Origin of the sequence: Pseudonocardia oceani (genome assembly GCF_019263585.2) — a bacterium.
GTDB classification, from domain to species: Bacteria; Actinomycetota; Actinomycetes; order Mycobacteriales; family Pseudonocardiaceae; genus Pseudonocardia; species Pseudonocardia oceani.
In genome coordinates this window covers 6,113,119-6,138,788 of the sequence record NZ_JADQDF010000001.1, presented here as the reverse complement: position 1 = coordinate 6,138,788, position 25,670 = coordinate 6,113,119, and the positions used below count along the sequence as shown (strand labels likewise).

Sequence of the window (25,670 nt, the reverse complement as noted above, 5' to 3'; positions counted from 1 at the left end):
GAGAAGAAGGAACACACCGATGAAACTCCGCACGGGCGCCGTCGTCGCCGCCTCGGCAGTACTGCTGCTCGCCGCCGGCTGCAGCGGCACCGGTCAGCCCCAGTCGGCCCAGGACGCCGGCGGCGGCTCCGGGACCTACGGGTACAACTTCACCGTCGTCACCCACGGCGCCGCGGGAGACACGTTCTGGGACGTGGTGAAGAAGGGCGCCGAGCAGGCCGGCACCGACGAGGGCGTCACGGTGACCTACCGCGACAGCAACGGCGACCCGGCCCGCCAGGCCCAGCTCATCGACGCCGCCGTGAACGAGAACGTCGACGGGCTGGTCGTCTCGATGGCCAACCCCGACGCGCTGCGGTCCTCCATCGAGGCCGCCACGGCCAAGGGCATCCCGGTCATCACGATCAACTCCGGCCAGGACCGCTCGAAGGAGTTCGGCGCGCTCGCGCACGTCGGGCAGGACGAGGGCATCGCCGGTCGGGGGGCCGGCGAGCAGATGGCCGCCGCCGGGGTGACGAAGGCGCTGTGCGTGATCCAGGAGGCCGGCAACATCGGCCTGGAGCAGCGCTGCCAGGGCTTCGCCGAGGGCCTCGGGGGCGCGGTGGAGAACCTGCAGGTCGAGAACAGCAACCCGACGGGCGCGCAGGCGACCATCCGGGCCAAGCTGCAGTCCGACCCGTCGATCAACGGCGTCCTGACGCTCGGCCCGGTCATCGGTGCCGCGGCGATCACCGCCGTGGGCGAGTCCGGCTCGTCGGCACAGCTCGCCACGTTCGACCTCAACGGCGACGTCACCCAGGCCATCGCCGACGGCAAGATGCTGTTCGCGGTCGACCAGCAGCAGTACACGCAGGGCTACCTGCCCATCGTGATGCTGACGCTGTACAAGGCCAACCTCAACACCATCGGCGGCGGGCAGCCGGTCCTGACCGGACCGGGCTACGTCACCCAGGAGAACGCCGCCCAGGTCCAGGAACTGGCCACCGCGGGCACCCGCTAGCAGGTCGACGGAGGGGGGCCGGGCGACCGGCTCCCCTCCCCGGATCCCGGAGCACACACCATGACCACGACCCTGAACCCGACCCCACCGCCCTCCGCACCTCCCGCCGCCGACGAGCGCGTGGCCCGCGTCGGACTGCTGCGCAGGCTCGTCCTGCGCCCCGAGATCGGCTCGCTGATCGGCGCGGTGATCCTCTTCGTGCTCTTCGCCGTGTCGTCGACGCAGTTCTACTCGCTGCCCGGCATCTCGAACTGGCTCGACCCGGCGTCGCTGTTCGGCATCATGGCCGTCGCCGTCGCGATGCTCATGATCGGCGGCCACTTCGACCTCTCCGCGGGCGTGCTCACCGGCACCGCCGGCCTCGCCACCGCGGTGATGACCACGCAGTGGGGCCTCAACATCTGGGTCGCGCTGCTGGTCTCGCTGGTGCTGTGCCTGGGCATCGGCTTCGTCAACGGCTACCTGGTGACGCGCACCGGCCTGCCGAGCTTCATCATCACCCTCGCCACGTTCCTCATGCTGCAGGGGCTCAACCTCGCCGTCACCAAGCTGATCACCGGCACGGTGTCGGTGGGCGGCATGTCGCAGGTGCCCTACTTCGAGACCGTGCGACCGCTGTTCGCCAGCCGGATCAGCCTGTTCGGCGTCGATTTCAAGATCCAGATCCTGTGGTGGGTGCTGGTCGTCGCGATCGGCGCCTGGGTGCTGGCCAAGACCCGGTTCGGCAACTGGACCTTCGCCGTCGGCGGCGACCCGGTGGCCAGCCGCAACATCGGCGTCCCGGCCGCCCGCACCACCATCACGCTGTTCATGGGCGTCGGCGCCTGCGCGTGGCTCGTCGGCTCGCTCAAGCTGATGGAGCAGACCTCGGTGCAGACCAGCCAGGGCTTCGGCGAGGAGCTGATCTACATCGTCGCGGCGGTGATCGGCGGCTGCCTGCTCACCGGCGGCTACGGGTCGGTGATCGGCGCCGCCATCGGCGCGCTGATCTTCGGCATGACCAGTCAGGGCATCGTGTACGCGGGCCTGGACAGCGACTGGTTCAAGTTCTTCCTCGGGGCGATGCTGCTGCTCGCGGTGCTCGCCAACCAGTACGTCCGCCGGTACGCCGAGCGGAGCGGGAGGTAGCACGATGACCACCACCGAGACGACGCCCGCGGGCGGTTCGAGCGCCGCGGCCGACGCCCCGCTGCTCGAGATCCGCGGCGTCACCAAGCTCTTCGGCAGCGTGATCGCGCTGCAGGACATCTCCACCAAGGTCGGCGCGGCCGCCGTCACCTGCGTCCTGGGCGACAACGGCGCCGGCAAGTCGACGCTGATCAAGATCTTCGCCGGCGTGCACAAGCACGACGGCGGCGAGTTCCTGCTGGAGGGGAAACCGGTCTCGTTCGGCTCCCCTCGGGAGGCGCTCGACGCCGGCATCGCCACCGTCTACCAGGACCTCGCGGTCGTGAAGCTGATGCCGGTGTGGCGCAACTTCTTCCTCGGCTCGGAGATCCGCAAGGGCCGGGGCCCGGTCGCCCGCCTCGACAGCGACGCCATGCGCACGATCGCCAAGGCCGAGCTGCTGGCGATGGGCATCGACCTGCGCGACATCGACCAGCCGATCGGCACCCTGTCCGGCGGTGAGCGCCAGTGCGTCGCCATCGCCCGCGCCGTCTACTTCGGCGCGAAGGTGCTCATCCTCGACGAGCCCACGGCGGCGCTGGGCGTCAAGCAGGCCGGGGTGGTGCTCAAGTACGTCATCCAGGCCCGCGAGCGCGGCCTGGGCGTCATCTTCATCACCCACAACCCGCACCACGCCTATCCCGTCGGCGACCGGTTCATGCTGCTCAAGCGCGGCCGCAGCCTCGGGGACTTCGCCAAGAGCGAGATCACCCGCGACGAGCTCACCGGCCTGATGGCCGGTGGCGCCGAGCTGGAGGCGCTGAGCCACGAGCTGCAGCAGGGCGGCGGCGCGGCGGCCGAGGCGGCGCAGCAGCTGGGCGCCGAGGCGCACGACATCACGATCCCGGCCGGCACCGCGGTCCCGGGCCCGGGCAGGTGACGCGCGTCGGGATCGGGCTGGCCGGGCTCGGCCGGATGGGGCGGGTGCACGCCGCCGCCCTGTCCGGGCGCTGCTCGGTGGCGCGCCTCGCCTGCGTGTACGACCCGCTCCCGGCGGCCGCGGAGGCCGCCGGCGCGGAGTTCGACGTGCCGTGGACGACGTCCTACGACGAGCTGCTCGACCGCGTCGGTGCCGTCGCCATCGCCTCCCCCACCGGGACGCACGCCCCGCTCACCGCGCAGGCCGCGGCCGCGGGACGGCACGTGTTCTGCGAGAAGCCGATCTCCCTGGACCGCGCGACGACCGTGGCGACGGTCGAGGCCGCCGAGGAGGCCGGGATCGTGTTCCAGGTCGGGTTCCACCGGCGCAGCGACCCCGACTGGGCCGCCGCGGCCGCGCGGATCCGGGCCGGTGAGCTCGGCGAGGTGACGCTGTTCCGCACCTCGTTGCGCGACATGACCCCGCCGGACCCGGCGTTCCTGTCGGGCTCGGGCGGCTTCTTCCTCGACGTCGTGGTGCACGACCTCGACGTGGCCCGCTGGATGGTCGGCGAGGTCGTCGAGGTGCACGCCCACGGCGCGGCGTCGGACCCCGCGTTCGCCGCGCTCGGCGACATCGACACCGCGGTGACCGTGCTGCGCTTCGCCGGCGGCGCGCTCGGCGTGATCGACAACAGCCGCAGCGCCCGCTACGGCTACGAGTGCTCCACCGAGGTCATGGGCACGCTCGCCACCGCCCGGATCGACGCCCCGCACGTGCACGGCGTCGAGTGGCGGACGCCGGGGCTCGCCTCGCGCGACCTCGCCCGTGACTTCGAGGAGCGCTACCCCTGGGCCTACGCCGCGGAGCTCGACGCGTTCGCCCGCGCCGTCCGCGACGGCAGCCCGCCCCCCGTCACCGGTCGCGACGCGCTCGCCGCTTTCGACCTCGCTCTGGCCGCCGACGAGTCCTGGCGGACCGGGCGGCCCGTCAGCATGGAGGTACCCGCATGACGCGCCCGACCGACCGCATCGCCGGCGCCCCGATCTCCTGGGGGGTCTGCGAGGTGCCCGGCTGGGGCCACCAGCTCGCGCCCTCGCGCGTCCTCGCCGAGATGCAGGAGGTGGGGCTGGCGGCCACCGAGTTCGGGCCCGAGGGCTTCCTGCCCGAGGACCCGGTGGAGGTGCTCGCGCGCCACGAGCTGCAGGCCATCGGCGGGTTCACCCCGCTGCTGCTGCACGTGCCCGGCCACGACCCGGTGCCCGAGGTGGAGAAGCTGCTGGAGACCTACGCGGCCACCGGCTCCGACACCCTCGTGCTCTCCGCGATCAGCGGGCTCGACGGGTACGACACCCGGCCCGTCCTCGACGACGCCGGCTGGCGGACGCTGCTGGGCAACCTCGACCGGCTGGCCGGCGTGGCCGCGGAGCGGGACGTCCGCGCGGTGCTGCACCCGCACGTCGGCACGATGGTGGAGAACACCGACGACGTGCAGCGCGTGCTCGAGGGCTCCTCGATCGCGCTGTGCCTGGACACCGGGCACCTGCTCATCGGCGGCACCGACCCGGTCGCGCTCACCCGGCAGGCGCCGGAGCGGATCGCGCACACGCACGTCAAGGACGTCGACCTCGGTCTGGCCAGGCAGGTGCAGGGCGGGCGGCTGACCTACACCGAGGCCGTGCGCGCGGGCATGTACCGCCCGGTGGGGCACGGCGACGTCGACTTCGACGCGATCATCGACCACCTCCGCGAGCACGGCTACGGCGGCTGGTACGTGCTGGAGCAGGACACGATCCTGGTCGAGGAGCCGGTGGGCGAGGGCCCGCTGACCGACGTGCGCACGAGCGTGGACGCCCTGCGTGCCATGCTCGCGCGGTGATCGAGCAGCCTTCCGGACCCCTGCGCATCGGCGTCCTCGGCGCCTCCCGGATCGCGGCCGGCGCGCTCGTCGCCCCCGCGCAGGAGACGGGCGACCGGCTCGTCGTCGTGGCGGCGCGCGACCCGCGGCGGGCGGCCGCGTTCGCCGCGGAGCACGGCGTCGAGCGGGTGGCGGCGTCCTACACCGAGGTCCTCGCCGACCCCGAGGTCGAGGTCGTCTACAACCCGCTGGCCAACGCGCTGCACGGGCCGTGGAACCTCGCCGCGGTCCGGGCCGGCAAGCACGTGCTCACCGAGAAGCCGTTCGCGAGCAACGCCGAGGAGGCCCGGGAGGTGCGCGACGCCGCCGCGGCCGCGGGCGTCGCCGTCCTGGAGGCGTTCCACCACGCCCACCACCCGGTGCTGCGGCGCCTCCACGAGCTGGTGTCGTCCGGGGAGCTGGGGAGGCTGCGGCGGGTCGAGGCGTTGTTCACCATGCCCGCTCCGCCCGACGACGACCCGCGCTGGCAGCTCGACCTCGCCGGCGGTGCCGTGATGGACATCGGCTGCTACCCGCTGCAGTGCCTGCGCTCGTTCGCCCCGTGGGCGGGCGGCGAGCCGCAGGTCGTGTCGGCGCGGGCCGACGAGCGGGCCGGGCACCCCGGCGTCGACGAGCGGCTCACCGCGCAGCTCGCCTTTCCCGGCGGCGCCACCGGCGAGGCGCACTGCGACATGGCGTCCGACGACCTGGCGATCACCTGCCGGGTGGTCGGCGACGAGGGGGAAGCCACGGCGATGAACGTCGTGCTCCCCCAGCGCGACGACCGGGTCGTCGTGCGCGGGCCGTCCGGCGAGCGCACCGAGCACCTGGGCACCCGCTCGACCTACGTCTACCAGCTGGAGGCGGTGCGGGCGCACCTGCGCGAGGGGGCGCCCTTCCTCGCCGACGCCGACGACGCCGTCCGGACCGCGGAGCTGGTCGACGCCGTCTACGGGGCTGCCGGGCTGCCGCCGCGCCCGGGCACGCGCCTCTGACCCTGCCGGTTCTACAGTCCCGGCATGGTGCGACGCGTGACGCAGGCGGACGTCGCGGCGCGCGCCGGCGTCTCGCGGGCGCTGGTGTCGCTGGTGCTGCGCGACGCGGCGAAGGTCAGCGACCACCGCCGCAGGGTCGTGCTCGACGCCATCGCCGAGCTCGGCTACCGGCCCGACGCCGCCGCCCGGCACCTCGGGCGGCGTACCCGCACGATCGGCGTCGTCGTGCAGGACCTGCACTACCCGTTCTTCGCCGAGGTCGTCGACGGGATCCAGAGCGGCGCGGCCGAGCACGGCCTGCGGGTGCTGATCAACACCGGGCTGCGCGACCCCGACGTCGAGCGGTCGGCGATCGAGACGTTCCTCGAGCTGCGGATGGACGGGGTCGCGCTCATCTCCCCCGCGCTGCCCGACGAGCGGCTGGTCGAGGCGGCGGGCGTCGTGCCGACGGTGCTGGTCGGGCGCCCGCCGGCCGGTCCGGGCGTCGACGCCGTGGTCACCGACGAGCGGCTCGGGGGCCTGCTGGCCACGCGGCACCTGCTCGACCTGGGCCACCGCCGCATCCTCGACGTCACCGCCGACGTCGAGAACGCCGCCAGCGCCGGGCGCGAGGCCGGGTACCGGCAGGCGCTGGAGGAGGCCGGGCTCGGCGACGCCGCGCGGATCGTGCGCACCGGCGACGACGTCGTCGCGGCCGCCGGGTCGTGGCCGGGCGGGGCGCGGGCCACCGCGCTGTTCGGGCACGACGACTTCGTGGCCGTCGACGCGTGGTCGCGGCTGGTGGAGGCGGGCGACCCGGCCCCGGCGGTGGTCGGCTACGACAACACGAACTTCGCGGGCCTGCCCCTGCTCTCGCTCACCAGCGTGGACCAGCCCCGCCTGCTCATGGGCCGCACGGCGGTGGAGATGCTGGTGGAGCGGGTGGCGGGCCGGACGGAACCGCGGCACGAGGTGCTCACCCCCACCCTCGTGCGGCGGGGGAGCAGCCGTCCGGCGCCGGGGTCCTGAGCGGCGCACCGGTCTCGTGGCCCGCACATGGCCTGCAGCTGGTGTGCGGGGCGCCGGACCGCACACCAGCTGCGGCGGGTGCGCCGCGTACGGAACCTCTGTCGGCGGCGGCCGTGACAGCCACAGCGTCCCGAACACGCCGTCCCATCCCGACTCACCCGCAACGAGAGCCCGACTCGCGGGGCGTGTGGGTGCGTCAGACGGTGAAGGCCTCCCGGAAGCAGTCGAGGGCGCGCTCGGAACCGTCGACGGAGGGGTCGGAGGCGAAGGCCTCCATCGCCACCACGCCGTCGTACCCGGCGTCGGCCAGCGCGCGGGCGACGAACGGCCAGGCCACCTCGCCGGTGCCGGGTTCGCAGCGGCCGGGGACGTCGGCCACCTGCACCTCGCCGACGAACGGGACCGCGCGGCGGACGAGGTCGACGAGGTTCCCCTCGCCGATCTGGGCGTGGTAGAGGTCGAGGTTCATCCGCAGTTGCGGGTGGCCGACGGCCCGGACCAGTGCGAGCGTGTCGGCGGCGCGGGCGAAGGGCGTGCCGGGGTGGTCGACCTCGGTGTTGAGGTTCTCGACCACGTAGGCGACGCCCGAGCGCTCGGCCAGCGCCGCGACGCGCTCCAGGGTGCGCAGCGCGGCGAGCCACATCTCCCCCGTCACGACCTCGACGGGCCGCACCGGCAGCCCGCCCTCGCCGAGGCCGGTGCCGTGGATGTTGAGCGTCGGGCAGCCGATCTCGCGCGCGAAGGCGATCGACGGCTCGGCCGTGCGCAGGAGGGCGTCGACGCCGTCGGGGGTGGTGAGGTCGCCCTCGACGTAGCCGGTCATCGAGGTGAAGCGGGCGCCGGTGCCGGCGAGCGCGGCGGCGTCCTTGTCGGTCCAGCCCCAGATCTCGCAGGCGAAGCCGCGGTTGTGGATGCGCCGGACCCGCTCGGGGAACGGCAGGTCGGTGAAGACCATCTCCGCGCAGACGGCGAGCGTGAAGGGCATGGCACATCCTCGGGTGGCAGCGACGAGCGGTGATTAGCACGTGCTAACAGCGTCGCCGCCACCCGCGGCGGATGTCAAGGGCGCGCCAGGACGTCCAGGAAGTGCGGGTTGCTCATCACGCCGAGCAGGTTGCCGAACGGGTCGACGACCGACGCCGTCACGAAGCCCTCGCCGCGCGGCTCGACCGGGAGGTACGGGACGGCGCCGAGGTCCAGCAGCCGCGCGACCGTCCCCTCGAGGTCGTCGACAGCCCAGTGCAGGAGCGCGCCGGCCGGGCCACCCGACGCCGCCCGCGGCCGGTACGCGCTGCTGATGATGCCGAACTCGGCCTCCAGGTCGCCTACCCGGAACTCGGCGTAGGCGGGGCGGCCGTCGGGGCCGGACCGCTCGTAGTAGGGCTCGACGCCGAACACGAGCGCGTACCAGCGGGCGGCGTCGGCGACGTCCTCGGCCCAGACGTTCAGGGTGGCGAATCCGCGGAAGGTGGTCATGGCCCCGAGCCTGCCGCCTGAAGTGCTCACCTCCTGAGCACTTTCCGTGGCACGCTCGCGAGATGCGCGCAGATCGCCTCGTCGCCGTCCTGCTGCTGATGCAGGCCCGCGGCCGGGTGACCGCGGCGGAGGTCGCGACCGAGCTGGAGGTCTCGGTCGCCACGGCCCGGCGCGACCTCGAGGCCCTGTCGACCGCGGGCATCCCGGTCTACCCGCAGCCGGGCCGCGGCGGCGGCTGGTCGCTGCTCGGCGGCGCCCGCACGGACCTGACCGGGCTCAGCGCCCCCGAGGCCCGGGCGCTGTTCGCGCTGCTCGGCCCGGCCGCGTCACCGGGGAGCGCCCCCGAGGTGCGCTCCGCGCTGCGCAAGCTGACGCGCGCGCTGCCCGCGGTGTTCCGCGAGGAGGCGGCGGCCGCGGCCGGCTCGGTGGTCGTCGACGCCGCCGCCTGGGGCGCGCGCGACGACGACCGGCCGCCGCTGGTCGAGCTGCTGCAGGGCGCGGTGGTGGCGCGCCGGCGGGTCCGGCTGCACTACGCCGGGCGCACCCGCGAGCCCACGGAGCGACTCGTCGACCCCTGGGGCCTGGTCGACAAGGACGGCCGCTGGTACCTGGTCGCGGGCACCGACGCCGGGCAGCGGACGTTCCGGGTCGACCGGGTCCTCGACGCCGAGGTCACCGGCCTCGCCGCAGCGCGGCCCGAGGGGTTCGCGCTGGAGCGGGCGTGGGAGCGGGTCGTCGACGAGGTGGAGGCGCGGCGCGGGCGGCTGACCGCCACCCTCGTCGCCGACGCCCGGTCCGTGCCCGTGCTGCGCGCGCAGTTCGGTCGCCACTGCGACGCCGGTCCGCCCGGGCCCGACGGCCGCTGCGAGGTGCGCGTGGGCGCCCCGACCGCGCTCGACGTCGCCCGCACGCTGGCCGGCTGGGGCGCCGCGGTCGCGGTGCTCGGCCCGCCGGAGGTGCGCGCCGAACTGGCTCGCATCGGAGCGGAGCTGGCGTCGGCCCACCGGTAGATCAGGGGGGCGCAGCGGTCGTGCCCCGGACCACCAGCCGCGGCCGCAGCACCCGGTCCACCGGGTCGACGCGGTCGCCGTCGAGCCGCTCCAGGGTCACCGCGACGGCCGTGCGCGCCTGCTCCGCGGCGTCCTGGTTGACCGTCGTGAGCCGGATGTGGGCGAGGCGGGCGGGCTCGGCGTCGTCGTAGCCGACCACCGACACGTCGTGGGGCACCCGGACGCCCGCGCGCAGGAACACGTCGAGGACGCCGAGCGCGCAGCGGTCGTTGGCCGCGACCACCGCCGTGGGCGGCCCGGCGTCGAGCAGCGCGCGGGCGGCCCGCGCCCCGGCGTCCTCGCTGTCGCCGCCGGGCACCACGCGCTGCTCCAGCCCGTGGCGGGCCATCGCGGCGAGGTAGCCGGCGCGGCGGTCGTCGGCCATGTGGGCGCCGCCGCCGTCGACGTGGGCGACGGCGCGGTGCCCGAGCGCGACGAGGTGGTCGACCGCGTCGCCGACGCCGTCGCCGTCGGCCACCCGGACGACGTCGAAGCCGTCGGGGGGCAGCCGGCGCCCGATGACGACGGTCGGCACGCGCGCGGACAGCGCGGTCAGCGCCGCGGGCGAGAGCCCGGGGGCGAGCAGCAGCAGCCCCTCGCAGCGCAGGTCGAGCAGCGTCTCGACCACGCGCTCCTCGTCGTGGGTGCGGGTGATCCCCGACAGCGCGAGCGCGTAGCCGTGCTCGTCGGCGGCGACCTGCACCTCCTCGGCGAGCTCGGTGCGGAAGGAGTCGCGCAGCAGCACGGGCACGCCGAGCAGGTGGGTGCGCCGCCGCGCGAGCAGGCTCGCGGTCCGGTCGGCGCGGTAGCCCAGGCGCTCGGCGGCGTCCAGCACCCGCCGGCGGGTCTCGGCGCTGGGCCCGGCGACCCCCCGCAGGACGAGCGACACCGACGCCGTCGACAGCCCCACGGCGGCGGCGACGTCCTCCAGCCGCGGCCTCTTGACAGCTCCGGTCACGTGCCGGATGGTACACACCGTTAAAGCGCTTTAAGACCGAACGGAGGCGACGATGCCGACCGGTACCCCCGTCCTCGACGACCTGCTGGCCGTCCTCGACGACCGCACCGATCCCGCCGACTTCCCGCACGCCGACTCCGTCGAGCAGGAGGTCCTCGTCTACTCGGCCGACGGGGTGCGGGCCGCCCCGCCCGCGGAGCTGGCGCGGGCCTTCGCCGAGGGTCCCGGGGTGGTCGTCGTGCGGGACGCGCTGGAGCGGCCGGTCGTCGACCGGGCCACCGCCGAGTTCGAGTCCGTCATCGCCGAGCAGCACGCAGCGGGCCGCCAGGTAGGCGACCACTTCGCCGTTCCCGGCACGAACGACCGCGTCTGGAACGCGCTGGAGAAGCTCGCCGTGCGGGCGCCGGACGTGTTCGTCGACTACTACGCCTCCGACGTGCTCGCCCTCGTCTCCCTGGCCTGGCTCGGGCCCGGCTACCAGGTGACCTCGCAGGTCAACGTCGTGCACCCCGGCGGGCAGGCGCAGGTCGGGCACCGCGACTACCACCTCGGCTTCCTGCCGCCCACCGAGATCGTGCGCTACCCCGCGCACGTGCACCGCCTCTCCCCCGTGCTCACGCTGCAGGGGGCGGTGGCCCACGCCGACATGCCGGTCGAGTCGGGCCCTACGCTGTACCTGCCGCACTCCCAGAAGTACGGCGACGGATACCTGGCCACGGCGCTGCCCGAGTTCGCGCGGTACTTCGAGCAGCACCACGTGCAGCTCCCCCTGCGCACCGGCGACGCCGCGTTCTTCAACCCCGCCGTCATCCACGGCGCGGGCACCAACCGCACCGCCGACGTCCGCCGCACCGCCAACCTGCTGCAGATCAGCTCGGCGTTCGGGCGCGCGATGGAGAGCGTCGACCGCGCCCGGGTGTGCCGCGCGGTCTACCCGCACCTGCGTCCCGGGCACGAGCACGCGATCGCCGCCGCGGCGGAGGGCTACGCCTTCCCCACCAACCTCGACCGCGACCCGCCCGTCGACGGACTCGCCCCGCCCAGCCAGGCCGACCTGGTGCGGCGCGCGGTCACCGAGGGCTGGACCCCCGAGGCCTTCGACGCCGCCCTCACCGACCACGCGGCACGGCGGGACACGTACTGATGGGCCTGCTCGACGGCAGGGTCGTGCTCGTCAGCGGCGGCACCCAGGGCGTCGGCGCCGGCGTCGCGCGGGCCGCGGTGCGCGAGGGCGCGCTCGTCACGATCAGCGGGCGACGCATCGACGTCGGGGAGGAGGCAGCGGCCGAGACCGGCGCCCGGTTCGTCGCCGCCGACGTCGCCGACCCGGCGCAGGCGCGGGCCTCGGTCGCCGCGGTGGTGGCCGAGCACGGCCGGATCGACGGCCTGGTCAACGCCGCGGGCCTCACCGACCGCGGCACCCTGCTCGACACGACCCCGGAGCTGTTCGACCGGCACGTCGCGGTCAACCTGCGCGGCCCGTTCTTCACGATGCAGGCGGCCGTCGCCGACATGGTCGCGCGCGGGGAGCCCGGCTCGGTCGTCAACGTCATCTCGTCCTCGGAGCTGGGCGGGCAGCCCTACCTCGCGCCCTACGTCGCCGCGAAGGCCGGGCTCGCCGGGCTGACCCGCAACGCCGCCCACGCCCACCGCCACGACCGCGTCCGCATCAACGGCGTCGACATCGGCTGGACCGACACCGAGGGCGAGGACGCCGTCCAGCGCCGCTTCCACGACGCCGACGACGGCTGGCGCGACGACGCCGCGGCCCGGCTGCCGATGGGCCGCCTGGGCCGCGTCGACGAGATCGCCGACTTCGTGGTGTTCCTGCTCTCGCCGCGCAGCGGCGTCGTCACCGGTTCCGTCGTCGACTGGGACCAGAACGTGCTCGGAGGACTCGACTGATGGGAACCGCGGACATGAGGCTCGGACTGATCGGACTCGGCCGGATCGGCGCGTTCCACGCGCAGACCCTCACCGACCTGCAGCAGGTCGGCTCGCTCGTCGTCGCCGACGCGGTGCCGGCCGTCACCGCCGAGGTGGCGGCGCGGCTGGGCGCCGAGGCGGCCGACTCGCCGGAGAAGCTGCTGGCCTCGGGCGTCGACGGGGTCCTGATCGCCGCCGCCACCGAAGCCCACCCCGCGCTGCTGCGCGCCGCCGTCGACGCCGGGCTGCCGGTGTTCTGCGAGAAGCCGCTGGCCGCGGGCCTGGCCGACGCCCGCGCCACCGCCGACGCCGTGCGCGGCGCCCCCGTGCAGATCGGCTACCCCCGCCGCTTCGACCCCGGGTTCCTCGCCGTGCGCGGTGCCGTCGCGGCCGGTGAGCTGGGCCGGGTGCACACCGTCCGCTCCACCACGCTCGACCCGGCGCCGCCGCCGCGCGCCTACCTCGCGGGCTCGGGCGGGCTGTTCCGCGACTGCACCGTCCACGACCTCGACGCCGTTCGCTGGGTCACCGGGCAGGAGATCCTCGAGGTCTACGCCACCGGCGCGGACCGGGGCGACCCCGTGTTCGGCGAGCTGGGCGACGTCGACGCCGCCGCGCTGCTGCTCACGATGGCCGACGGCTCGATCGGCGTGATCTCCGACAGCCGCTACAACGCCCGCGGCTACGACGTGCGCCTGGAGGTGCACGGCGCCGCCGACAGCGCCGCCGCCGGCCTCGACGACGGCCTGCCGATCCGCCCGCTCGGCCCCGGCGCGCTCGCGCCCGCGGGCCCGGCGCACGCGTTCTTCATGGACCGCCTCGCGTCGGCGTTCCGGGCGGAGCTGGCCGCGTTCACCGAGCTCGTCGCGGGCACCCGGCCCTCGCCCTGCACCGTCGACGACGCGCTCGCGGTGGCCGTGGCCGCCGAGGCCGCGACCGTGTCGCTGCGCGAGCACCGGCCGGTGCGGACCGACGAGATCGGCTGAGCCGCTACACGAACGCGCTCTGGCCGGTGATCGCGCGACCCACGACGAGCGTGTTGATCTGCTTGGTGCCCTCGAAGGAGTACAGGGCCTCGGCGTCGGCGAAGAACTTGCCGACGCCGTAGTCCAGCACGATGCCGTTGCCGCCGACGACCTCCCGGGCGGCGGCGACGGTCTCGCGCATCTTCGAGGTGCAGAACTCCTTGGCCAGGGCGGCGTGCTCGTCGCGCGCCTCCCCCGCCTCCTGCATCTCGGCCAGCCGCACGGCCATGCCCAGCGACGCGGTGATGTTGCCCAGCATCCGCACCAGCAGGTCCTGCACGAGCTGGAACCCCGCGATGGGTCGCCCGAACTGCTCGCGCTCCTGCGCGTAGGCCAGGGCCAGCTCGTAGGCGGCCATCATCGTGCCGGTCGAGCCCCAGGCCACGCCGCCGCGGGTGCGGCGCAGGACCTTGTTGGTGTCGGCGAAGGAGTGCGCCCCCTGCAGGCGGTCCTCCTCGGGCACGCGGCACCCGCGCAGCACGATGTCGGCGTTCTGCACCGTCCGCAGGGCGATCTTGTTCTCCATCTTGGTGGTGGTCATGCCCGGGTTGTCCTGGTGCACCACGAATCCCTTGACGCTGTCGTCCGCGACGTCGCGCGCCCAGACCACCACGAGGTCGGCGAAGGTGCCGTTGCCGATCCAGCGCTTCTCGCCGTCGATCACCCACTCTGCGTCAGGGCCCGAGCCCGAGCGGCGGGCGGTGGTCTCCAGCCCGCGCGCGACGTCGGACCCGCCGTGCGGTTCGGTCAGCCCGAACGCCCCGATCTTCTCCATGCGCGCCATCGCCGGGAGCCAGCGCTCGCGCTGCTCGGCCGAGCCGCACAGGTCGATGCTGCCCATCGCCAGGCCGTTGTGGATGCCGAAGAAGCTGTTCATCGACGGGTCGGTGTGCGCGATCTCCATCGACACGAACCCGACGAGCCGGCGGCGCGCGGCCGGGCCGTCGAGGCCCTCGTAGGGCAGCGCGGCGATGTCCAGCGCGGCGAAACCGGGGATGAGGTGGTGCGGGAACTCCGCCTTCGTCCAGTGCTCCAGCGCGACCGGGGCCACCTCCTTGGCCAGGAACTCGCGCACCTTGGCGACGACGGCGCGCTCGTCGTCGGTGAGGGCGTCGGCGAATCGGAAGAAGTCACCGGGCAGCGGGTCGGCGGTCATCGCTCCAGGGTGGCACCGGCCGCGGAACCCGGCACGGCGAGAAGGGCGACGCCGTCACCGCCGAAGGCGCCCGAGGTGGTCGTGGGGTGACGGACCCGGCGCCTACGATCGGGTCCGTGCTCTCCGACACCGCGCCCGCCCCGCTCGACGTCCTGCGCCGGGTCTTCGGCTACGAGGCGTTCCGCGGCCCGCAGCAGGAGGTCGTCGAGCACGTCTGCGCGGGCGGCGACGCGCTGGTGCTCATGCCCACCGGCGGCGGCAAGTCGCTGTGCTACCAGGTGCCCTCCATCGTCCGGCCGGGCACGGGCGTGGTGGTCTCCCCGCTCATCGCGCTGATGCAGGACCAGGTCGACGCCCTGCGCAACCTCGGCGTCCGCGCCGGGTTCCTCAACTCCACGCAGAACCCCGACGAGCGCCGCGACACCGAGCGCGCCTACCTCGACGGCGAGCTCGACCTGCTCTACCTCGCCCCGGAGCGGCTGCGCGTCCCCTCCACCCTGTCGCTGCTGGGCCGTGGCACGATCGCGCTGTTCGCCATCGACGAGGCGCACTGCGTCGCGCAGTGGGGGCACGACTTCCGCCCCGACTACCTGGCGCTGTCCGACCTGCACGAGCGCTGGCCCGACGTCCCCCGCATCGCGCTCACGGCCACGGCCACCGAGCACACGCACACCGAGATCGCGCAGCGGCTCAACCTGGTCGACGCCAAGCACGTCGTCGCGAGCTTCGACCGGCCCAACATCCAGTACCGGATCGCGCCGAAGAACGAGCCCCGCAAGCAGCTGCTCGACCTGCTGCGCACCGAGCACCCCGGCGATGCGGGCATCGTCTACTGCCTCTCGCGCAAGTCGGTGGAGCAGACCGCGGAGTTCCTGGTGGCGCAGGGGATCCCGGCGCTGCCCTACCACGCGGGGCTCGACGCGGCGGTCCGCGCGCAGAACCAGTCGCGGTTCCTGCGCGAGGAGGGCGTCGTCATGGTGGCGACGATCGCGTTCGGCATGGGCATCGACAAGCCCGACGTCCGGTTCGTCGCCCACCTCGACCTGCCCAAGTCCGTCGAGGGTTACTACCAGGAGACCGGCCGCGCGGGCCGCGACGGGCTCCCGTCCACGGCGTGGCTGGCCTACGGCCTGGCCGACGTCGTGCAGCAGCGCAAGATGATCGACGAGTCCGAGGGCGACCGCGCGCACAAGCAGCGCCTGGGCCAGCACCTCGACGCGATGCTCGCGCTCTGCGAGACCGTGGAGTGCCGCCGGGTGCGGCTGCTCGACTACTTCGGGCAGCGCAGCGAGGCGTGCGGCAACTGCGACACCTGCCTCACCCCGCCCGAGTCGTGGGACGGCACCGTGCCCGCCCAGAAGATCCTCTCGACGGTGTGGCGGCTGAAGAACGAGCGCAACCAGTCCTTCGGCGCCGGGCACCTCATCGACATCGTCACCGGCAAGCGCACCGCCAAGATCGAGCAGTTCGCCCACGACGAGCTCACCGTGTTCGGGGTCGGCACCGACCTGTCCGAGCCCGAGTGGCGCGCGGTCGTGCGCCAGCTGCTGGCGCAGGGGCTGCTCGCCGTGCAGGGCGCGTACCAGACGTTCGCGCTCACCGAGGCCAGCGGCGAGGTGCTGCGCGGCGACCGCGAGGTGCGGATGCGTCGCGACCCGGTCAAGGCCACGCGCTCGCGGTCGCGGTCGGCCCGCGCCGACGCCCCCGCCCTGCCCGCCGGTGCCGCCCCGGTGTTCGAGCGCCTGCGCGCCTGGCGCGGGGCCACGGCCAAGGAGCAGGGCGTGCCCGCCTACGTGATCTTCCACGACGCCGTGCTGCGGGAGATCGCCACGCGCGCCCCGTCGACGCTGGGCGAGCTGGGCACGATCAGCGGGATCGGGGAGAACAAGCTCGCGAAGTACGGGCAGGGCGTGCTCGACACCCTCACCGCGGAGTAGCCGTGGCGCTGCACCTGCGGACCGAGCGGCTGGTCCTGCGTCCGGTCGACGCCGGTGACGTCGACGCGCTGCACGCCCTGCACACCGACGACGAGGTGATGCGGTACCTGTCGCGCGAGCGGGCCCGGCGAGAGGACGTCCGCGACGAGGTGCTCCCCCGCATGCTCGCCTGGGAGCGGCGCGACCCGGCCTGGGGCTACTCGGCGGCCGTCGAGCCGGCCACGGGTGCGTTCCTGGGCTGGCTGCTGCTGCGCCCGGCCGTGGACCGGGAGCCCGAGCCCGGGGAGCTGGAGATCGGCTGGCGGTTCGCCCGGGCGGCGTGGGGCCGCGGGTACGCCACCGAGGCCGCGCGGGCCGTGCTGCACCACGCCGTCACCGCGCTCGGCGCCCGGTCGGTGTTCGCGACGACGATGGCCGCGAACACGGCGTCGCGGCGGGTGATGGAGAAGATCGGGATGCGGCACGTCCGGAGCTGGCACGAGCACCACGACGACCCCCTCCCCGGCGCGGAGCAGGGCGACGTGGAGTACCGCCACCCGTGAGTGGCAAACAGGGCTCTGGCCCTGTTTGCCACTCACGGGTCGCTGGCGACACATGCCATGCTCGGCCGGCGCAGGTCCTCGGGCGGGTCGCGGTGGGGCTCGCGGCGGTCGTGCTCGTCGGGTGCGGCAGCCCGCCTCCGTCCGTCCCCACCGCAGCCACCACCACCGCGGTCCGGGCGACGGCCACCACGCCCGCACCCCCGCAGCGGGTCGTCGTCCTCGACCCCGGCCACAACGGCGGCAACGGCACGCACACCGCGGAGATCGGGCGTCCGGTGCCCGACGGCCGCCGCGGCACCAAGGCCTGCAACACCACCGGCACCGCGACCGACGCCGGCTGCCCCGAGCACGCCTTCATTTGCGCCGTCGCACAGCGGGTGCGGCGCGCGCTGGAGGCCGACGGGGTGGCCGGCCGGCTGAGCGAACGGCACCCTCGTCCAACGGGGTCGAGCGAGAGTGCCGTTCGCTCAGCCGGTGCTCAGCCGCTCAGCCCCCGTCGAGCCGGTGCAGCATCGCCGGCAGCTCCCGCGCGTGCACCACGGCGAGCCGCTGGGTGGCGCGGGTGAGCGCGACGTAGAGGTCGTTGGCCCCGCGCGGTGACTCCTCGAGGACCTCCGCCGGCTCCACCAGCACCACCGCGTCGAACTCCAGGCCCTTGGCCGAGCCGATCGGCAGCACCACGACCGGCGACTCGAGGTCGACGGTCGGGTCGGCCGGGCCGTCGGGGGTGTCCGGACCGGCGACGGGCTCGGCCGCGCCGAGCAGGCGCTCCCGCAGCCCGCGCACCCGCGCCGCCGGGGCGAGCACGACCGTGCGCCCGTCGGGCACGGCACCGGCCTCCTCGGCCAGCACCTTCGCGACGACGTCGTCGAGCCGGTCGCCGCCCACGGGCACCGCGCGCGGCGGCACGCCGGTGCTGCGGACCGAGCGCGGCGCGGCCAGCCCCGGCTCGATCACGGCGAGCACGTCGTCGGCGACGTCGGCGATCTCGGATGGCGTCCGGTAGTTGACCGTGAGCTGCTCCAGGCGCCACCGGTTCGCCACGTACGGCGAGAGCACCTGCCCCCACGACGACGCCCCGGCCAGGTCACCGGTCTGCGCGATGTCGCCGACAAGGGTCATCGACCGGCTCGGGCAGCGCCGCATCACCAGCCGCCACGCCATCGCCGACAGCTCCTGCGCCTCGTCGACGATCACGTGGCCGTAGGTCCACTCGCGGTCGGCGGCTGCGCGCTCGGCGGTGGAGTCGTAGCGGCGCACCGCCTGCCGCTCGGCGAGGCGCTCGGCGTCGACGATGTCGCCCGCGCGCAGCAGCTCGTCGTCGAGGTCCTCCTCCAGGTCGAGGACGTCGAGCACGCCCTGCGCGTAGAGGACCTCCTCCCGCAGCGCCGCCGCCTCGCGGGCCGCGGCCTCGGCGCCGTCGTCGCCGAGCAGCTCCGCGGCCTCGTCGAGCAGCGGCACGTCGGCCGGGGTCCAGCGCAGGCCCGGCGGCACGTCCTCGGCCGGCGCGGGGCGCTCCAGGCGCGCCCGGTCGGCGGCCGGGAGCCGGCGCGCCACCGAGTTCAGCCGCCGCGCGTCGGCGAACAGGTCGGTGAGCAGCTGCTCGGCCGACAGCGTCGGCCACAGGTCGTCGAGAGCGCGCTGCAGCTCGCGGCTCTCGGTGAGCTCGTCGCGGATGTCGGCGAGGTCGCCGGCGTCGAGGAAGCGCGAGGAGTTGAGCCCTGCCCCGCCCAGCCCGCGGGCGGCCTGCTCGGCCAGCAGCCGCACGGCCTCCTTGTGGAAGATCCGCTTGGCCTCGTTGTGCGGCTTGCGGGAGCGCCGGGCGCGGGTGCGGGCGGAGTTGGCGACGTCGCGGTCGAGCCGGATCCGCTGCCCCTCGACGTCGAGCTCGACGGGGCGGCGCGGCACCTGCTGGCGGTCGCGCACCGCGGCCGCGATGACCGACGCCATGTCGGCGCGGCCCTTGACCTCGGCGGTCTCCGCGGGCTCGGGGCGCCGCGCGTCGAGGTTCGGGAACAGCTGCCCCACCGTGCCCAGCACGACGCTGGTCTCGCCCAGCGACGGCAGCACCTGCCCGATGTAGCGCAGGAACGTCGGGTTGGGCCCGACGACGAGCACGCCGCGCCGGGCCAGGCGGTCGCGGTGGGTGTAGAGCAGGTAGGCGGCGCGGTGCAGCGCGACGGCGGTCTTGCCGGTGCCCGGCCCGCCCTGCACGACGAGGACGCCCGAGGGCTTGGAGCGGATGATCGCGTCCTGCTCGGACTGGATGGTGGCGACGATGTCGCCCATCCGGCCGGTGCGCCGGGCGCCGACGGCGGCGAGCAGCGCGGCCTCGCTGGTCAGGCCCGAGGAGCGCCCGCCCGCGTCGACGGCGTCGAGGTCGAGCACCTCGTCGTCGACGGCCAGGACCTCGCGGCGCCGGGTGCGCAGGTGGCGGCGGCGCCGGATGCCGTCGGGCGAGGCCGCGGTGGCGGTGTAGAACGGCCGCGCGGCGGGCGCGCGCCAGTCCATGAGCAGCGGCTCGTAGTCGTTGTCCTCGTCGAGCAGCCCCAGGCGGCCGATGTAGCGGCGCTCCCCCGGCCCGCCCTCGTGCTCGGGCAGCACGTCGAGGCGGCCGAAGGCCAGGCCGTGCTCGGCGGCGCGCAGCGCGGCGAGGCGGTCGGTGTACATCGCGGCGGCGGCGTCGCGCTCGGTGAGCGCCTGCGGCGTGCCGACGGTCTCGTCGTGCAGGGCGTCGTGCAGGCGCTGCGCGGTCTCGGCGCGGCGGGCGTCGAGGCGGCCGTAGAGCATGCCGACGTAGCGCTGCTCGTGGGCGAGACCGTCGTCGTCGGCGGGTGCCGCGGCAGGACCCTCGCCTCCGGCGAGCCCGGGGGACGTGCTGTTCGACACCGGTTGTTCACCTTCACGGGCTCGGGAAACGGCGACTGTCCAAGTTACCAGCGCTGCGGGGGTGCCGTTCGCAGGCGCTCGCGCCGGGCGTTTACTGCTCCCCCGGCACCGGGTAGGTCTCTCTGTGCCCAGCTCCGAGCCGTCCCGCGACTCCGAGTACGCGCACCTCGCGCCTCTCTTCGACCAGTTCGCGGCACTGCCCCCCGACCACCCCGACCGCGCGGAGCTCCGCGCCCGCCTCGTCACCGGCCACCTGCCGGTCGTCCGCCACATCGCCCGCCGGTTCTCCGGCCGTGGCGAGCCCGCCGACGACCTGGAGCAGGCCGGCACCATCGGCCTGCTCGGCGCTGTCGACCGCTTCGACCCCTCGCACGGCAGCGACTTCCTGTCCTACGCCGTCCCCACCATCACCGGCGAGATCCGCCGCCACTTCCGCGACCGGACCTGGGCGATGCGCGTGCCGCGCCGGCTCAAGGACCTGCAGGCGACGATCGCGGGAGCGGTCGGGCCGCTCTCGCAGGAGCTGGGCCGCGCGCCGCGGCCCACCGAGATCGCGGCACGCCTGGACATGCCGGTCGACGAGGTGCTCGAGGGCCTCGACGCCCAGCAGGCCTACCGCAACACCTCACTCGACGAGCTCGTCGCCGGCGGGGAGACGCCGTTGACCGACACCCTCGGCACCGCCGACGTCGAGCTGGACAAGGTGGAGTACCGCGAGACGCTGCAGCCGCTGCTCGACGAGCTGCCCCCGCGCGAGCGCACGATCCTGGTGCTGCGGTTCTTCGGGAACATGACGCAGACCCAGATCGCCGACCGCGTCGGGGTGTCGCAGATGCACGTGTCGCGGCTGCTGGCCCAGACCCTGCGCCAGCTGCGGGAGAAGCTCAACGCCGCCGAGTAGTCCGGAGGCTCAGAGCCCGTCCAACAGGCGTCGGGGCAGCACGAACCACAGCCCCATCAGGACCACGCCGACGGCCGCGGCCGCAGGCACGGCGAACCCGCGCCCGACGGCGACGTCGAGGACCAGCAGTACGGCCCCGGTGAGGGTGAGCGCCAAGGTGGCGAGGCCGGCGACGAACAGCCGCTGGCCGAGCGCGACCGTCGGCGCCTTCACGCCGCGCGCGAACGTCATGCGGTGCGCGGCGGCCGGGCCGACGAGCAGCCCGGCCGTCAGCACCGACAGCAGCAGCGTGACGACGTAGGTCCAGCGCTGCACCTCGTCGATGCGCCCGAAACGCTCGGTGAACGACAGCGACAGCAGGAACGCGAACAGGATCTGCACGCCGGTCTGCGCGACGCGCAGCTCCTGCAGCAGCTCCAGCATGTTGCGGTCGGCCCGCCGCAGCGGGCCCTCGCCGCGGTCGTCGTCCGGAGCGGTCACGCGGGGAAGGCTAGCCCGCGAACGCGTCCACGACGGCGGTGGAGAAGGCCTTGAGGTCGTCGGGGCTGCGGCTGGTGATGAGGTTGCCGTCCACCGACACCTCCTCGTCGACGACGGTGGCGCCCGCGTTGCGCAGGTCGGTCCACACGCTCGGGTACGAGGTGAGCGTGCGGCCCTGCGCCACGCCCGCGTCGATCAGCGCCCACGGGGCGTGGCAGATCGCGCCGACGGGCTTGCCCGACTCCACGAACGCCTTGACGAAGTAGCGGACGTCCTCGTCGACGCGGAGCTTGTCGCCGTTGACGGTGCCGCCCGGCATCAGGAGCCCGTCGTACTCCTCGGGCGGGGCCTGCCCGACGACGCGGTCCACGTCGAACGTGTCCGCGGGCTCGATGTCGGAGTTCATCGCCTGGATCCGTCCGTCGGACAGCGAGACCAGGTGGACCATCGCGCCCTCCGCGACGACCGCGTCGCGCGGGGTGGTCAGCTCCACCTGCTCGACGCCGTCGGTCGCCAGGATCGCGATGCGCTTGCCGTCCAGCCTGCCTGCCATGGGTGGTCCTCCTCGATCGGTGGGGTCCTCCCGGGTCTACCCGGGTCGTCGGAGGGGTATGCCCGACCCATGAGCGAGATCGAGAAGGGCGACCACGTCACCTGGAAGTCCCACGGCGGAACGGCCGAGGGGACCGTCGAGGAGGAGATCACCGAGGACACGAAGGCGGCCGGGCGCACGGTGCGGGCCTCGGAGGACGACCCGCAGTACCGCGTGCGCAGCGAGAAGAGCGGCAAGGACGCGGTGCACAGGCCGAGCGCGCTGGAGAAGGACTAGCCGCCGGGTCAGCTCAGCACCGGGGTGTCGGCGTGCTCGCGGCACGTCGGCACCTCGGGGCGGGCTTCCAGGCGCTCGTCGTCGATCTCCTGGTCGCAGACCGCGCAGCGGCCGTACGTCCCGGCGTCGAGGCGGCCCAGGGCCTCCTGCACGGCGCGCCGCTGGTCGGCGACGGTGTCGACGAGCAGCTCGGTGTCCATCGTGTTGGCCACCTCGCTGCCGTAGTCGCCGGGGTGCTGGCCGAGCGCACCCTCCTGCGTCTCGTCGCCGCTGGTCTCGGCCCGGGTCCGCTCGGCGAAGCGGGCGCGCTCGTCGAGGTCGGCGAGCTCGTCGGTGAGCAGGGTGCGGGCGCGGTCGAGATCCACGGTGGGGTCCTTCCGGTCGGGGAGACGTGAACCCCTGCGCATACCCCGATCCGACGGCGCCGGAAACCCCGCGCCGGACCTCTCAGCCGCCGGGGTGGCGCGCCTTGGGGGCCCGGCCGAACGGCTGCTCGACGGGCTCGACCCGCACCGGCTCCGGTACCGGGCGCAGCACCGGCTCCTCGGCCAGCGCGAGCGGCTCGCCGTGGTGCGTCAGGCGCATCGGCGGGCCGCTGACCAGGTGGTACTCGGCATCCTCCGGCGTGATCTGCACCCGCAGCTGACGCCCCTGCCAGCGCAGCCCGAACGAGATGCGCGAGAGCGCCGGGGGCAGCCGCGGCGCGAACCGCAGGCCCGCGGAGTCGCACTGCATCCCGCCGAAGCCCTGCACGACCGCGATCCAGGTACCGGCCATCGAGGCGATGTGCACCCCGTGGTCGGAGTTGCCCGCGAGGTCGTTGATGTCGACGAGCGCGGACTCCGCGAGGTAGTCGAACGCCAGGTCCAGGTGCCCGACCCGGGCGGCCATGACGGCCTGGGTGCACGCCGACAGCGACGAGTCGCGGACGGTGATGGCCTCGTAGTAGGCGAAGTTGCGCTCCACCTGCTCGGGGGTGAACGCGTCGGGCCGCAGCTGCATGGCCAGCACCAGGTCGGCCTGCTTGGAGACCTGCTTCCGGTACAGGTCGAAGTAGGGGACGTTGAGCAGCAGCGGGTACATGTCGGGCTTGGTGCCCTCGAAGTCCCACACCTGGTGGTCGGTGAAGCCCTCGGACTGCGGGTGCACGCCGAGCGCCTCGTCGTAGGGGATCCGCATCGACGACGCGGCGTCGCGCCAGCTCGCCATCTCCTCGGCGTTGACGCCGAGCTTGGCCGCCGCGCGGGAGTGCCGGGCCGCGGTCTCGGCAGCGACGCGCAGGTTCAGCTGCGCCATGAGGTTGGTGTAGACGTTGTTGTCGACGATCGCGGTGTACTCGTCGGGCCCGGTGACGCCGTCGATGCGGAACTGGCCGGCCGAGTCGTGGTGGCCCAGCGAGCGCCAGAGGCGGGCGGTCTCGACCAGCAGCTCGAGGCCGACCTCCTTCTCGAACTCGACGTCGCCGGTGGCCGCGACGTGGCGGCGCACGGCGTCGGCGATGTCGGCGTTGATGTGGAACGCCGCCGTGCCCGCGGGCCAGTAGCCCGAGCACTCGTGCCCGCGGATGGTGCGCCACGGGAACGCGGCGCCCTTGAGCCCCAGCTGCTCGGCGCGCTCCTTGGCCAGCGGGATGATCGACTGGCGCCAGCGCAGCGCGTCGGCCGCCGCCTCCGGGGCCACGTGCGAGAGCAGCTGCAGGCAGAACGTCTCGGTGTCCCAGAACGTGTGGCCGTCGTAGCCGGGGCCGGTGAGGCCCTTGGCCCCGATGGCCCGCCGTTCGGCGCGGGCGCCGGCCTGCAGCACGTGGAAGATGGCGACGCGGACGGCCTGCTGCAGCTCGGCGTCGCCGTCGATCTCGATGTCGGCGGTGAGCCAGAAGTCGTCGAGGTAGTGGCGCTGCTCGTCGACCAGGCCCTGCCAGCTCGTGTAGCGGGCGGCGGCCAGCGCGGCCCGTACCTGGTCGTGCACCGCCGAGAGCGAGCGCCGCGAGGACCAGCCGTAGGCCAGGTACTTGACGACGCTCAGCTTCTCGCCGGGCTTGAGCCGCGAGATCACGGTGGTGCGGGCGACGTCGGGGTTGGCCTCCGACGTGATCTGCAGGCCCGCGGGACCGTGCACCTCGTGGTCCATCGCCGCGGCCACCCGCAGCCCCGACGCCCGGGTCTGGTGCACGAGCGTGGCGCTGGTCTCGCTGTGGCGGTGCTGCTCGGCGACCAGCGGGTCGGTCATCGCCGCCTCGACGCGCGGGTCGTCCTCGTCGATCGAGGGCAGGGCCTCGTTGGCCACCAGCTCGGACTGCACGACGAGCAGCGCCGGCGCGTCGAGCACCTCGACCTCGTAGCGGATCGCGGCGATCGCGCGCTGCGTCAGCGACACCAGCCGCTCGGTGCGCAGCTTGACCCGGCGCCCGGCCGGGGACTCCCACTCGACCTCGCGGGTGAGCGTGCCCGCCTGCAGGTCGAGCACGCGCTCGTGGCGGTGGACCCGGCCGTAGCGCAGGTCGAGCGGCTCGTCCTCCACCAGCAGCCGGATCAGCTTGCCGTTGGTGACGTTGATGATCGTCTGCCCGGACTCGGGGTAGCCGTAGCCGCCCTCGGCGTAGGGCAGCGGGCGCTTCTCGTAGAACGAGTTGAGGTAGGTGCCGGGGGTGTCGTGCGGCTCGCCCTCGTCGAGGTTGCCGCGCAGGCCGATGTGACCGTTGGACAGGGCGAAGACCGACTCCGCCTGGCCCAGGGCCTGCAGGTCGAGGTGCGGCTCGCGCACCACCCACGGCTCGACGAGGAACGCGCGTCCGGGATCGGGGCTCACGACCGGTCCCCCAGGAGGTCGGCGAGGTCCTGCACGACGACGTCGGCGCCCTGCGCCCGCAGCTCCTCGGCCTGGCCGAGGCGGTCGACGCCCACCACGAAGCCGAAGCCCCCGGCCTTCCCGGACGCGACGCCGGCCAGGGCGTCCTCGAACACCACGGCGTCGGCCCTGTCGACGCCCAGGGCTGCGGCGGCGGCCAGGAACGTGTCGGGCGCCGGCTTGCCGGGCAGGCCGCGCTCCTTGGCCGTGACGCCGTCGACGCGGTGGTCGATGTACCGGGCGAGGTCGGCGACGCGCAGCACCTGCTCGGCGTTGGCGCTCGACGACACGACCGCGGTGGCCAGCCCCGCTTCGCGAACGGCCTTCAGGTAGCGCACCGAGCCCGGGTAGACCTCGACGCCGACGGAGACGATCTTCTCCTGCACCAGGTCGTTCTTGATCGTCGACAGGCGCACCAGCTCGTCGTGGGGCAGCGCGATCCCGCGCGAGCGCAGGAACGAGTCGGTGCCGTCCAGGCGGGGCTTGCCGTCGACGTAGGGGCCGTAGTCGGCCGTGGTGTCGAAGGGGCGGAAGCCGTCGCCGTCCCGCTCGCGCAGGTAGTCGTCGAACATCTGCTTCCAGGCGGCGGCGTGCACGCTCGCGGTGTCGGTGAGGACGCCGTCGAGGTCGAAGAGGCACGCGCGCGTGCCGTCGGGGAGGCCCAGCATGGGCGCACGGTACCCACTGGGAAGATCACCGCGGTGCCCCGGTCGTCACCATCGCGTTGCG

General features: G+C 74.3%; 25 protein-coding genes. 15 read left to right on the top strand and 10 right to left on the bottom strand.

Going from position 1 to position 25,670, the window contains the following annotated elements; genetic code table 11:
• Positions 1–19 precede the first annotated feature (19 nt).
• The 7 genes from I4I82_RS30740 to I4I82_RS30710 are packed head-to-tail and all read left to right on the top strand — an operon-like array spanning position 20 to position 6,926.
• Entirely contained in the window at positions 20–1,000 is a 981-nt protein-coding gene (locus I4I82_RS30740) for a sugar ABC transporter substrate-binding protein (protein WP_218596303.1), read from the top strand.
• A gap of 60 nt (positions 1,001–1,060) precedes the next feature.
• Positions 1,061–2,128 carry an ABC transporter permease gene (locus I4I82_RS30735; RefSeq protein ID WP_218590103.1) on the top strand — a complete coding sequence of 356 codons (1,068 nt, stop codon included), beginning with the start codon at positions 1,061–1,063 and terminating at the stop codon, positions 2,126–2,128.
• A gap of 4 nt (positions 2,129–2,132) precedes the next feature.
• Positions 2,133–3,047 (top strand): ATP-binding cassette domain-containing protein, encoded by a 915-nt coding sequence (locus I4I82_RS30730; protein ID WP_218590104.1) that lies wholly within the window; start codon positions 2,133–2,135, stop codon positions 3,045–3,047.
• Positions 3,044–4,039, top strand: coding sequence for a Gfo/Idh/MocA family protein (locus tag I4I82_RS30725; protein ID WP_226370342.1), 996 nt, complete (start codon positions 3,044–3,046; stop codon positions 4,037–4,039). Before I4I82_RS30730 ends, I4I82_RS30725 begins: the two co-directional genes overlap by 4 nt.
• Positions 4,036–4,905: a sugar phosphate isomerase/epimerase family protein gene (locus I4I82_RS30720; protein WP_218590105.1), complete on the top strand. Its 870-nt coding sequence runs from the start codon at positions 4,036–4,038 to the stop codon at positions 4,903–4,905. The genes I4I82_RS30725 and I4I82_RS30720 overlap by 4 nt, the downstream gene beginning before the upstream one ends.
• Entirely contained in the window at positions 4,902–5,918 is a 1,017-nt protein-coding gene (locus I4I82_RS30715) for a Gfo/Idh/MocA family protein (RefSeq protein WP_226370341.1), read from the top strand. Before I4I82_RS30720 ends, I4I82_RS30715 begins: the two co-directional genes overlap by 4 nt.
• Before the next feature lie 24 nt (positions 5,919–5,942).
• Positions 5,943–6,926 (top strand): LacI family DNA-binding transcriptional regulator, encoded by a 984-nt coding sequence (locus tag I4I82_RS30710; RefSeq protein ID WP_218590106.1) that lies wholly within the window; start codon positions 5,943–5,945, stop codon positions 6,924–6,926.
• Between the two features lie 196 nt (positions 6,927–7,122).
• On the opposite strand, the gene I4I82_RS30705 is transcribed toward I4I82_RS30710, so the two are convergent.
• The gene (locus I4I82_RS30705) at positions 7,123–7,911 is read right to left on the bottom strand and encodes a TIM barrel protein (RefSeq protein ID WP_218590107.1); all 789 of its coding nucleotides are present in this window, start codon (positions 7,909–7,911) and stop codon (positions 7,123–7,125) included.
• A 74-nt stretch (positions 7,912–7,985) separates the two neighbouring features.
• Entirely contained in the window at positions 7,986–8,402 is a 417-nt protein-coding gene (locus I4I82_RS30700) for a VOC family protein (protein ID WP_218590108.1), read from the bottom strand.
• Between the two features lie 62 nt (positions 8,403–8,464).
• Between I4I82_RS30700 and I4I82_RS30695 the strand changes: the two genes are divergently transcribed.
• Positions 8,465–9,412, top strand: coding sequence for a helix-turn-helix transcriptional regulator (locus I4I82_RS30695; RefSeq protein ID WP_218590109.1), 948 nt, complete (start codon positions 8,465–8,467; stop codon positions 9,410–9,412).
• 1 nt (position 9,413) lies between these two features.
• On the opposite strand, the gene I4I82_RS30690 is transcribed toward I4I82_RS30695, so the two are convergent.
• Complete coding sequence (locus I4I82_RS30690) at positions 9,414–10,409, bottom strand: LacI family DNA-binding transcriptional regulator (RefSeq protein ID WP_226370340.1); 996 nt, start codon at positions 10,407–10,409, stop codon at positions 9,414–9,416.
• Between the two features lie 52 nt (positions 10,410–10,461).
• Between I4I82_RS30690 and I4I82_RS30685 the strand changes: the two genes are divergently transcribed.
• Genes I4I82_RS30685 through I4I82_RS30675 form a run of 3 tightly spaced genes read left to right on the top strand, consistent with a single transcriptional unit; the run spans position 10,462 to position 13,321 of the window.
• Complete coding sequence (locus I4I82_RS30685) at positions 10,462–11,553, top strand: phytanoyl-CoA dioxygenase family protein (RefSeq protein WP_218590110.1); 1,092 nt, start codon at positions 10,462–10,464, stop codon at positions 11,551–11,553.
• Positions 11,553–12,314 carry an SDR family oxidoreductase gene (locus I4I82_RS30680; protein ID WP_218590111.1) on the top strand — a complete coding sequence of 254 codons (762 nt, stop codon included), beginning with the start codon at positions 11,553–11,555 and terminating at the stop codon, positions 12,312–12,314. Before I4I82_RS30685 ends, I4I82_RS30680 begins: the two co-directional genes overlap by 1 nt.
• 14 nt (positions 12,315–12,328) lie before the next feature.
• Positions 12,329–13,321 carry a Gfo/Idh/MocA family protein gene (locus tag I4I82_RS30675; RefSeq protein WP_218590112.1) on the top strand — a complete coding sequence of 331 codons (993 nt, stop codon included), beginning with the start codon at positions 12,329–12,331 and terminating at the stop codon, positions 13,319–13,321.
• A 4-nt stretch (positions 13,322–13,325) separates the two neighbouring features.
• On the opposite strand, the gene I4I82_RS30670 is transcribed toward I4I82_RS30675, so the two are convergent.
• A complete protein-coding gene (locus I4I82_RS30670) occupies positions 13,326–14,516 on the bottom strand; it encodes an acyl-CoA dehydrogenase family protein (protein ID WP_218590113.1) in 1,191 nt (396 codons plus the stop codon).
• 116 nt (positions 14,517–14,632) lie between these two features.
• Here I4I82_RS30670 and recQ point away from each other — a divergent pair, with 116 nt between their 5' ends.
• Positions 14,633–16,453 (top strand): DNA helicase RecQ, encoded by a 1,821-nt coding sequence (recQ, locus tag I4I82_RS30665; protein ID WP_372451387.1) that lies wholly within the window; start codon positions 14,633–14,635, stop codon positions 16,451–16,453.
• Positions 16,454–16,455: 2 nt separating this feature from the next.
• Positions 16,456–16,995, top strand: a complete 540-nt coding sequence (locus I4I82_RS30660; protein WP_218590114.1) for a GNAT family N-acetyltransferase — start codon at positions 16,456–16,458, stop codon at positions 16,993–16,995.
• 486 nt (positions 16,996–17,481) lie between these two features.
• Here I4I82_RS30660 and I4I82_RS30650 read toward each other — a convergent pair whose 3' ends face one another.
• On the bottom strand, positions 17,482–19,884 hold the full coding sequence (locus tag I4I82_RS30650) for a HelD family protein (protein WP_504739261.1): 2,403 nt from the start codon (positions 19,882–19,884) through the stop codon (positions 17,482–17,484).
• 124 nt (positions 19,885–20,008) lie between these two features.
• Between I4I82_RS30650 and I4I82_RS30645 the strand changes: the two genes are divergently transcribed.
• Positions 20,009–20,785, top strand: coding sequence for an RNA polymerase sigma factor SigF (locus tag I4I82_RS30645; RefSeq protein WP_218590115.1), 777 nt, complete (start codon positions 20,009–20,011; stop codon positions 20,783–20,785).
• 9 nt (positions 20,786–20,794) lie between these two features.
• Here I4I82_RS30645 and I4I82_RS30640 read toward each other — a convergent pair whose 3' ends face one another.
• Positions 20,795–21,265 (bottom strand): DUF6328 family protein, encoded by a 471-nt coding sequence (locus I4I82_RS30640; protein WP_218590116.1) that lies wholly within the window; start codon positions 21,263–21,265, stop codon positions 20,795–20,797.
• A gap of 10 nt (positions 21,266–21,275) precedes the next feature.
• Entirely contained in the window at positions 21,276–21,818 is a 543-nt protein-coding gene (locus I4I82_RS30635) for a type 1 glutamine amidotransferase domain-containing protein (protein WP_218590117.1), read from the bottom strand.
• Between the two features lie 69 nt (positions 21,819–21,887).
• Between I4I82_RS30635 and I4I82_RS30630 the strand changes: the two genes are divergently transcribed.
• Positions 21,888–22,094 carry a hypervirulence associated TUDOR domain-containing protein gene (locus I4I82_RS30630; RefSeq protein ID WP_218590118.1) on the top strand — a complete coding sequence of 69 codons (207 nt, stop codon included), beginning with the start codon at positions 21,888–21,890 and terminating at the stop codon, positions 22,092–22,094.
• An 8-nt stretch (positions 22,095–22,102) separates the two neighbouring features.
• Here the strand turns inward: I4I82_RS30630 and I4I82_RS30625 are convergent, their stop codons facing one another.
• From I4I82_RS30625 to I4I82_RS30615, 3 genes are all read right to left on the bottom strand, one after another.
• Positions 22,103–22,459 carry a TraR/DksA family transcriptional regulator gene (locus I4I82_RS30625; RefSeq protein WP_218590119.1) on the bottom strand — a complete coding sequence of 119 codons (357 nt, stop codon included), beginning with the start codon at positions 22,457–22,459 and terminating at the stop codon, positions 22,103–22,105.
• Between the two features lie 82 nt (positions 22,460–22,541).
• The gene (locus I4I82_RS30620; protein WP_218590120.1) at positions 22,542–24,902 is read right to left on the bottom strand and encodes a glycoside hydrolase family 65 protein; all 2,361 of its coding nucleotides are present in this window, start codon (positions 24,900–24,902) and stop codon (positions 22,542–22,544) included.
• The gene (locus I4I82_RS30615) at positions 24,899–25,609 is read right to left on the bottom strand and encodes an HAD family hydrolase (protein WP_218590121.1); all 711 of its coding nucleotides are present in this window, start codon (positions 25,607–25,609) and stop codon (positions 24,899–24,901) included. Before I4I82_RS30615 ends, I4I82_RS30620 begins: the two co-directional genes overlap by 4 nt.
• Positions 25,610–25,670 lie beyond the last annotated feature (61 nt).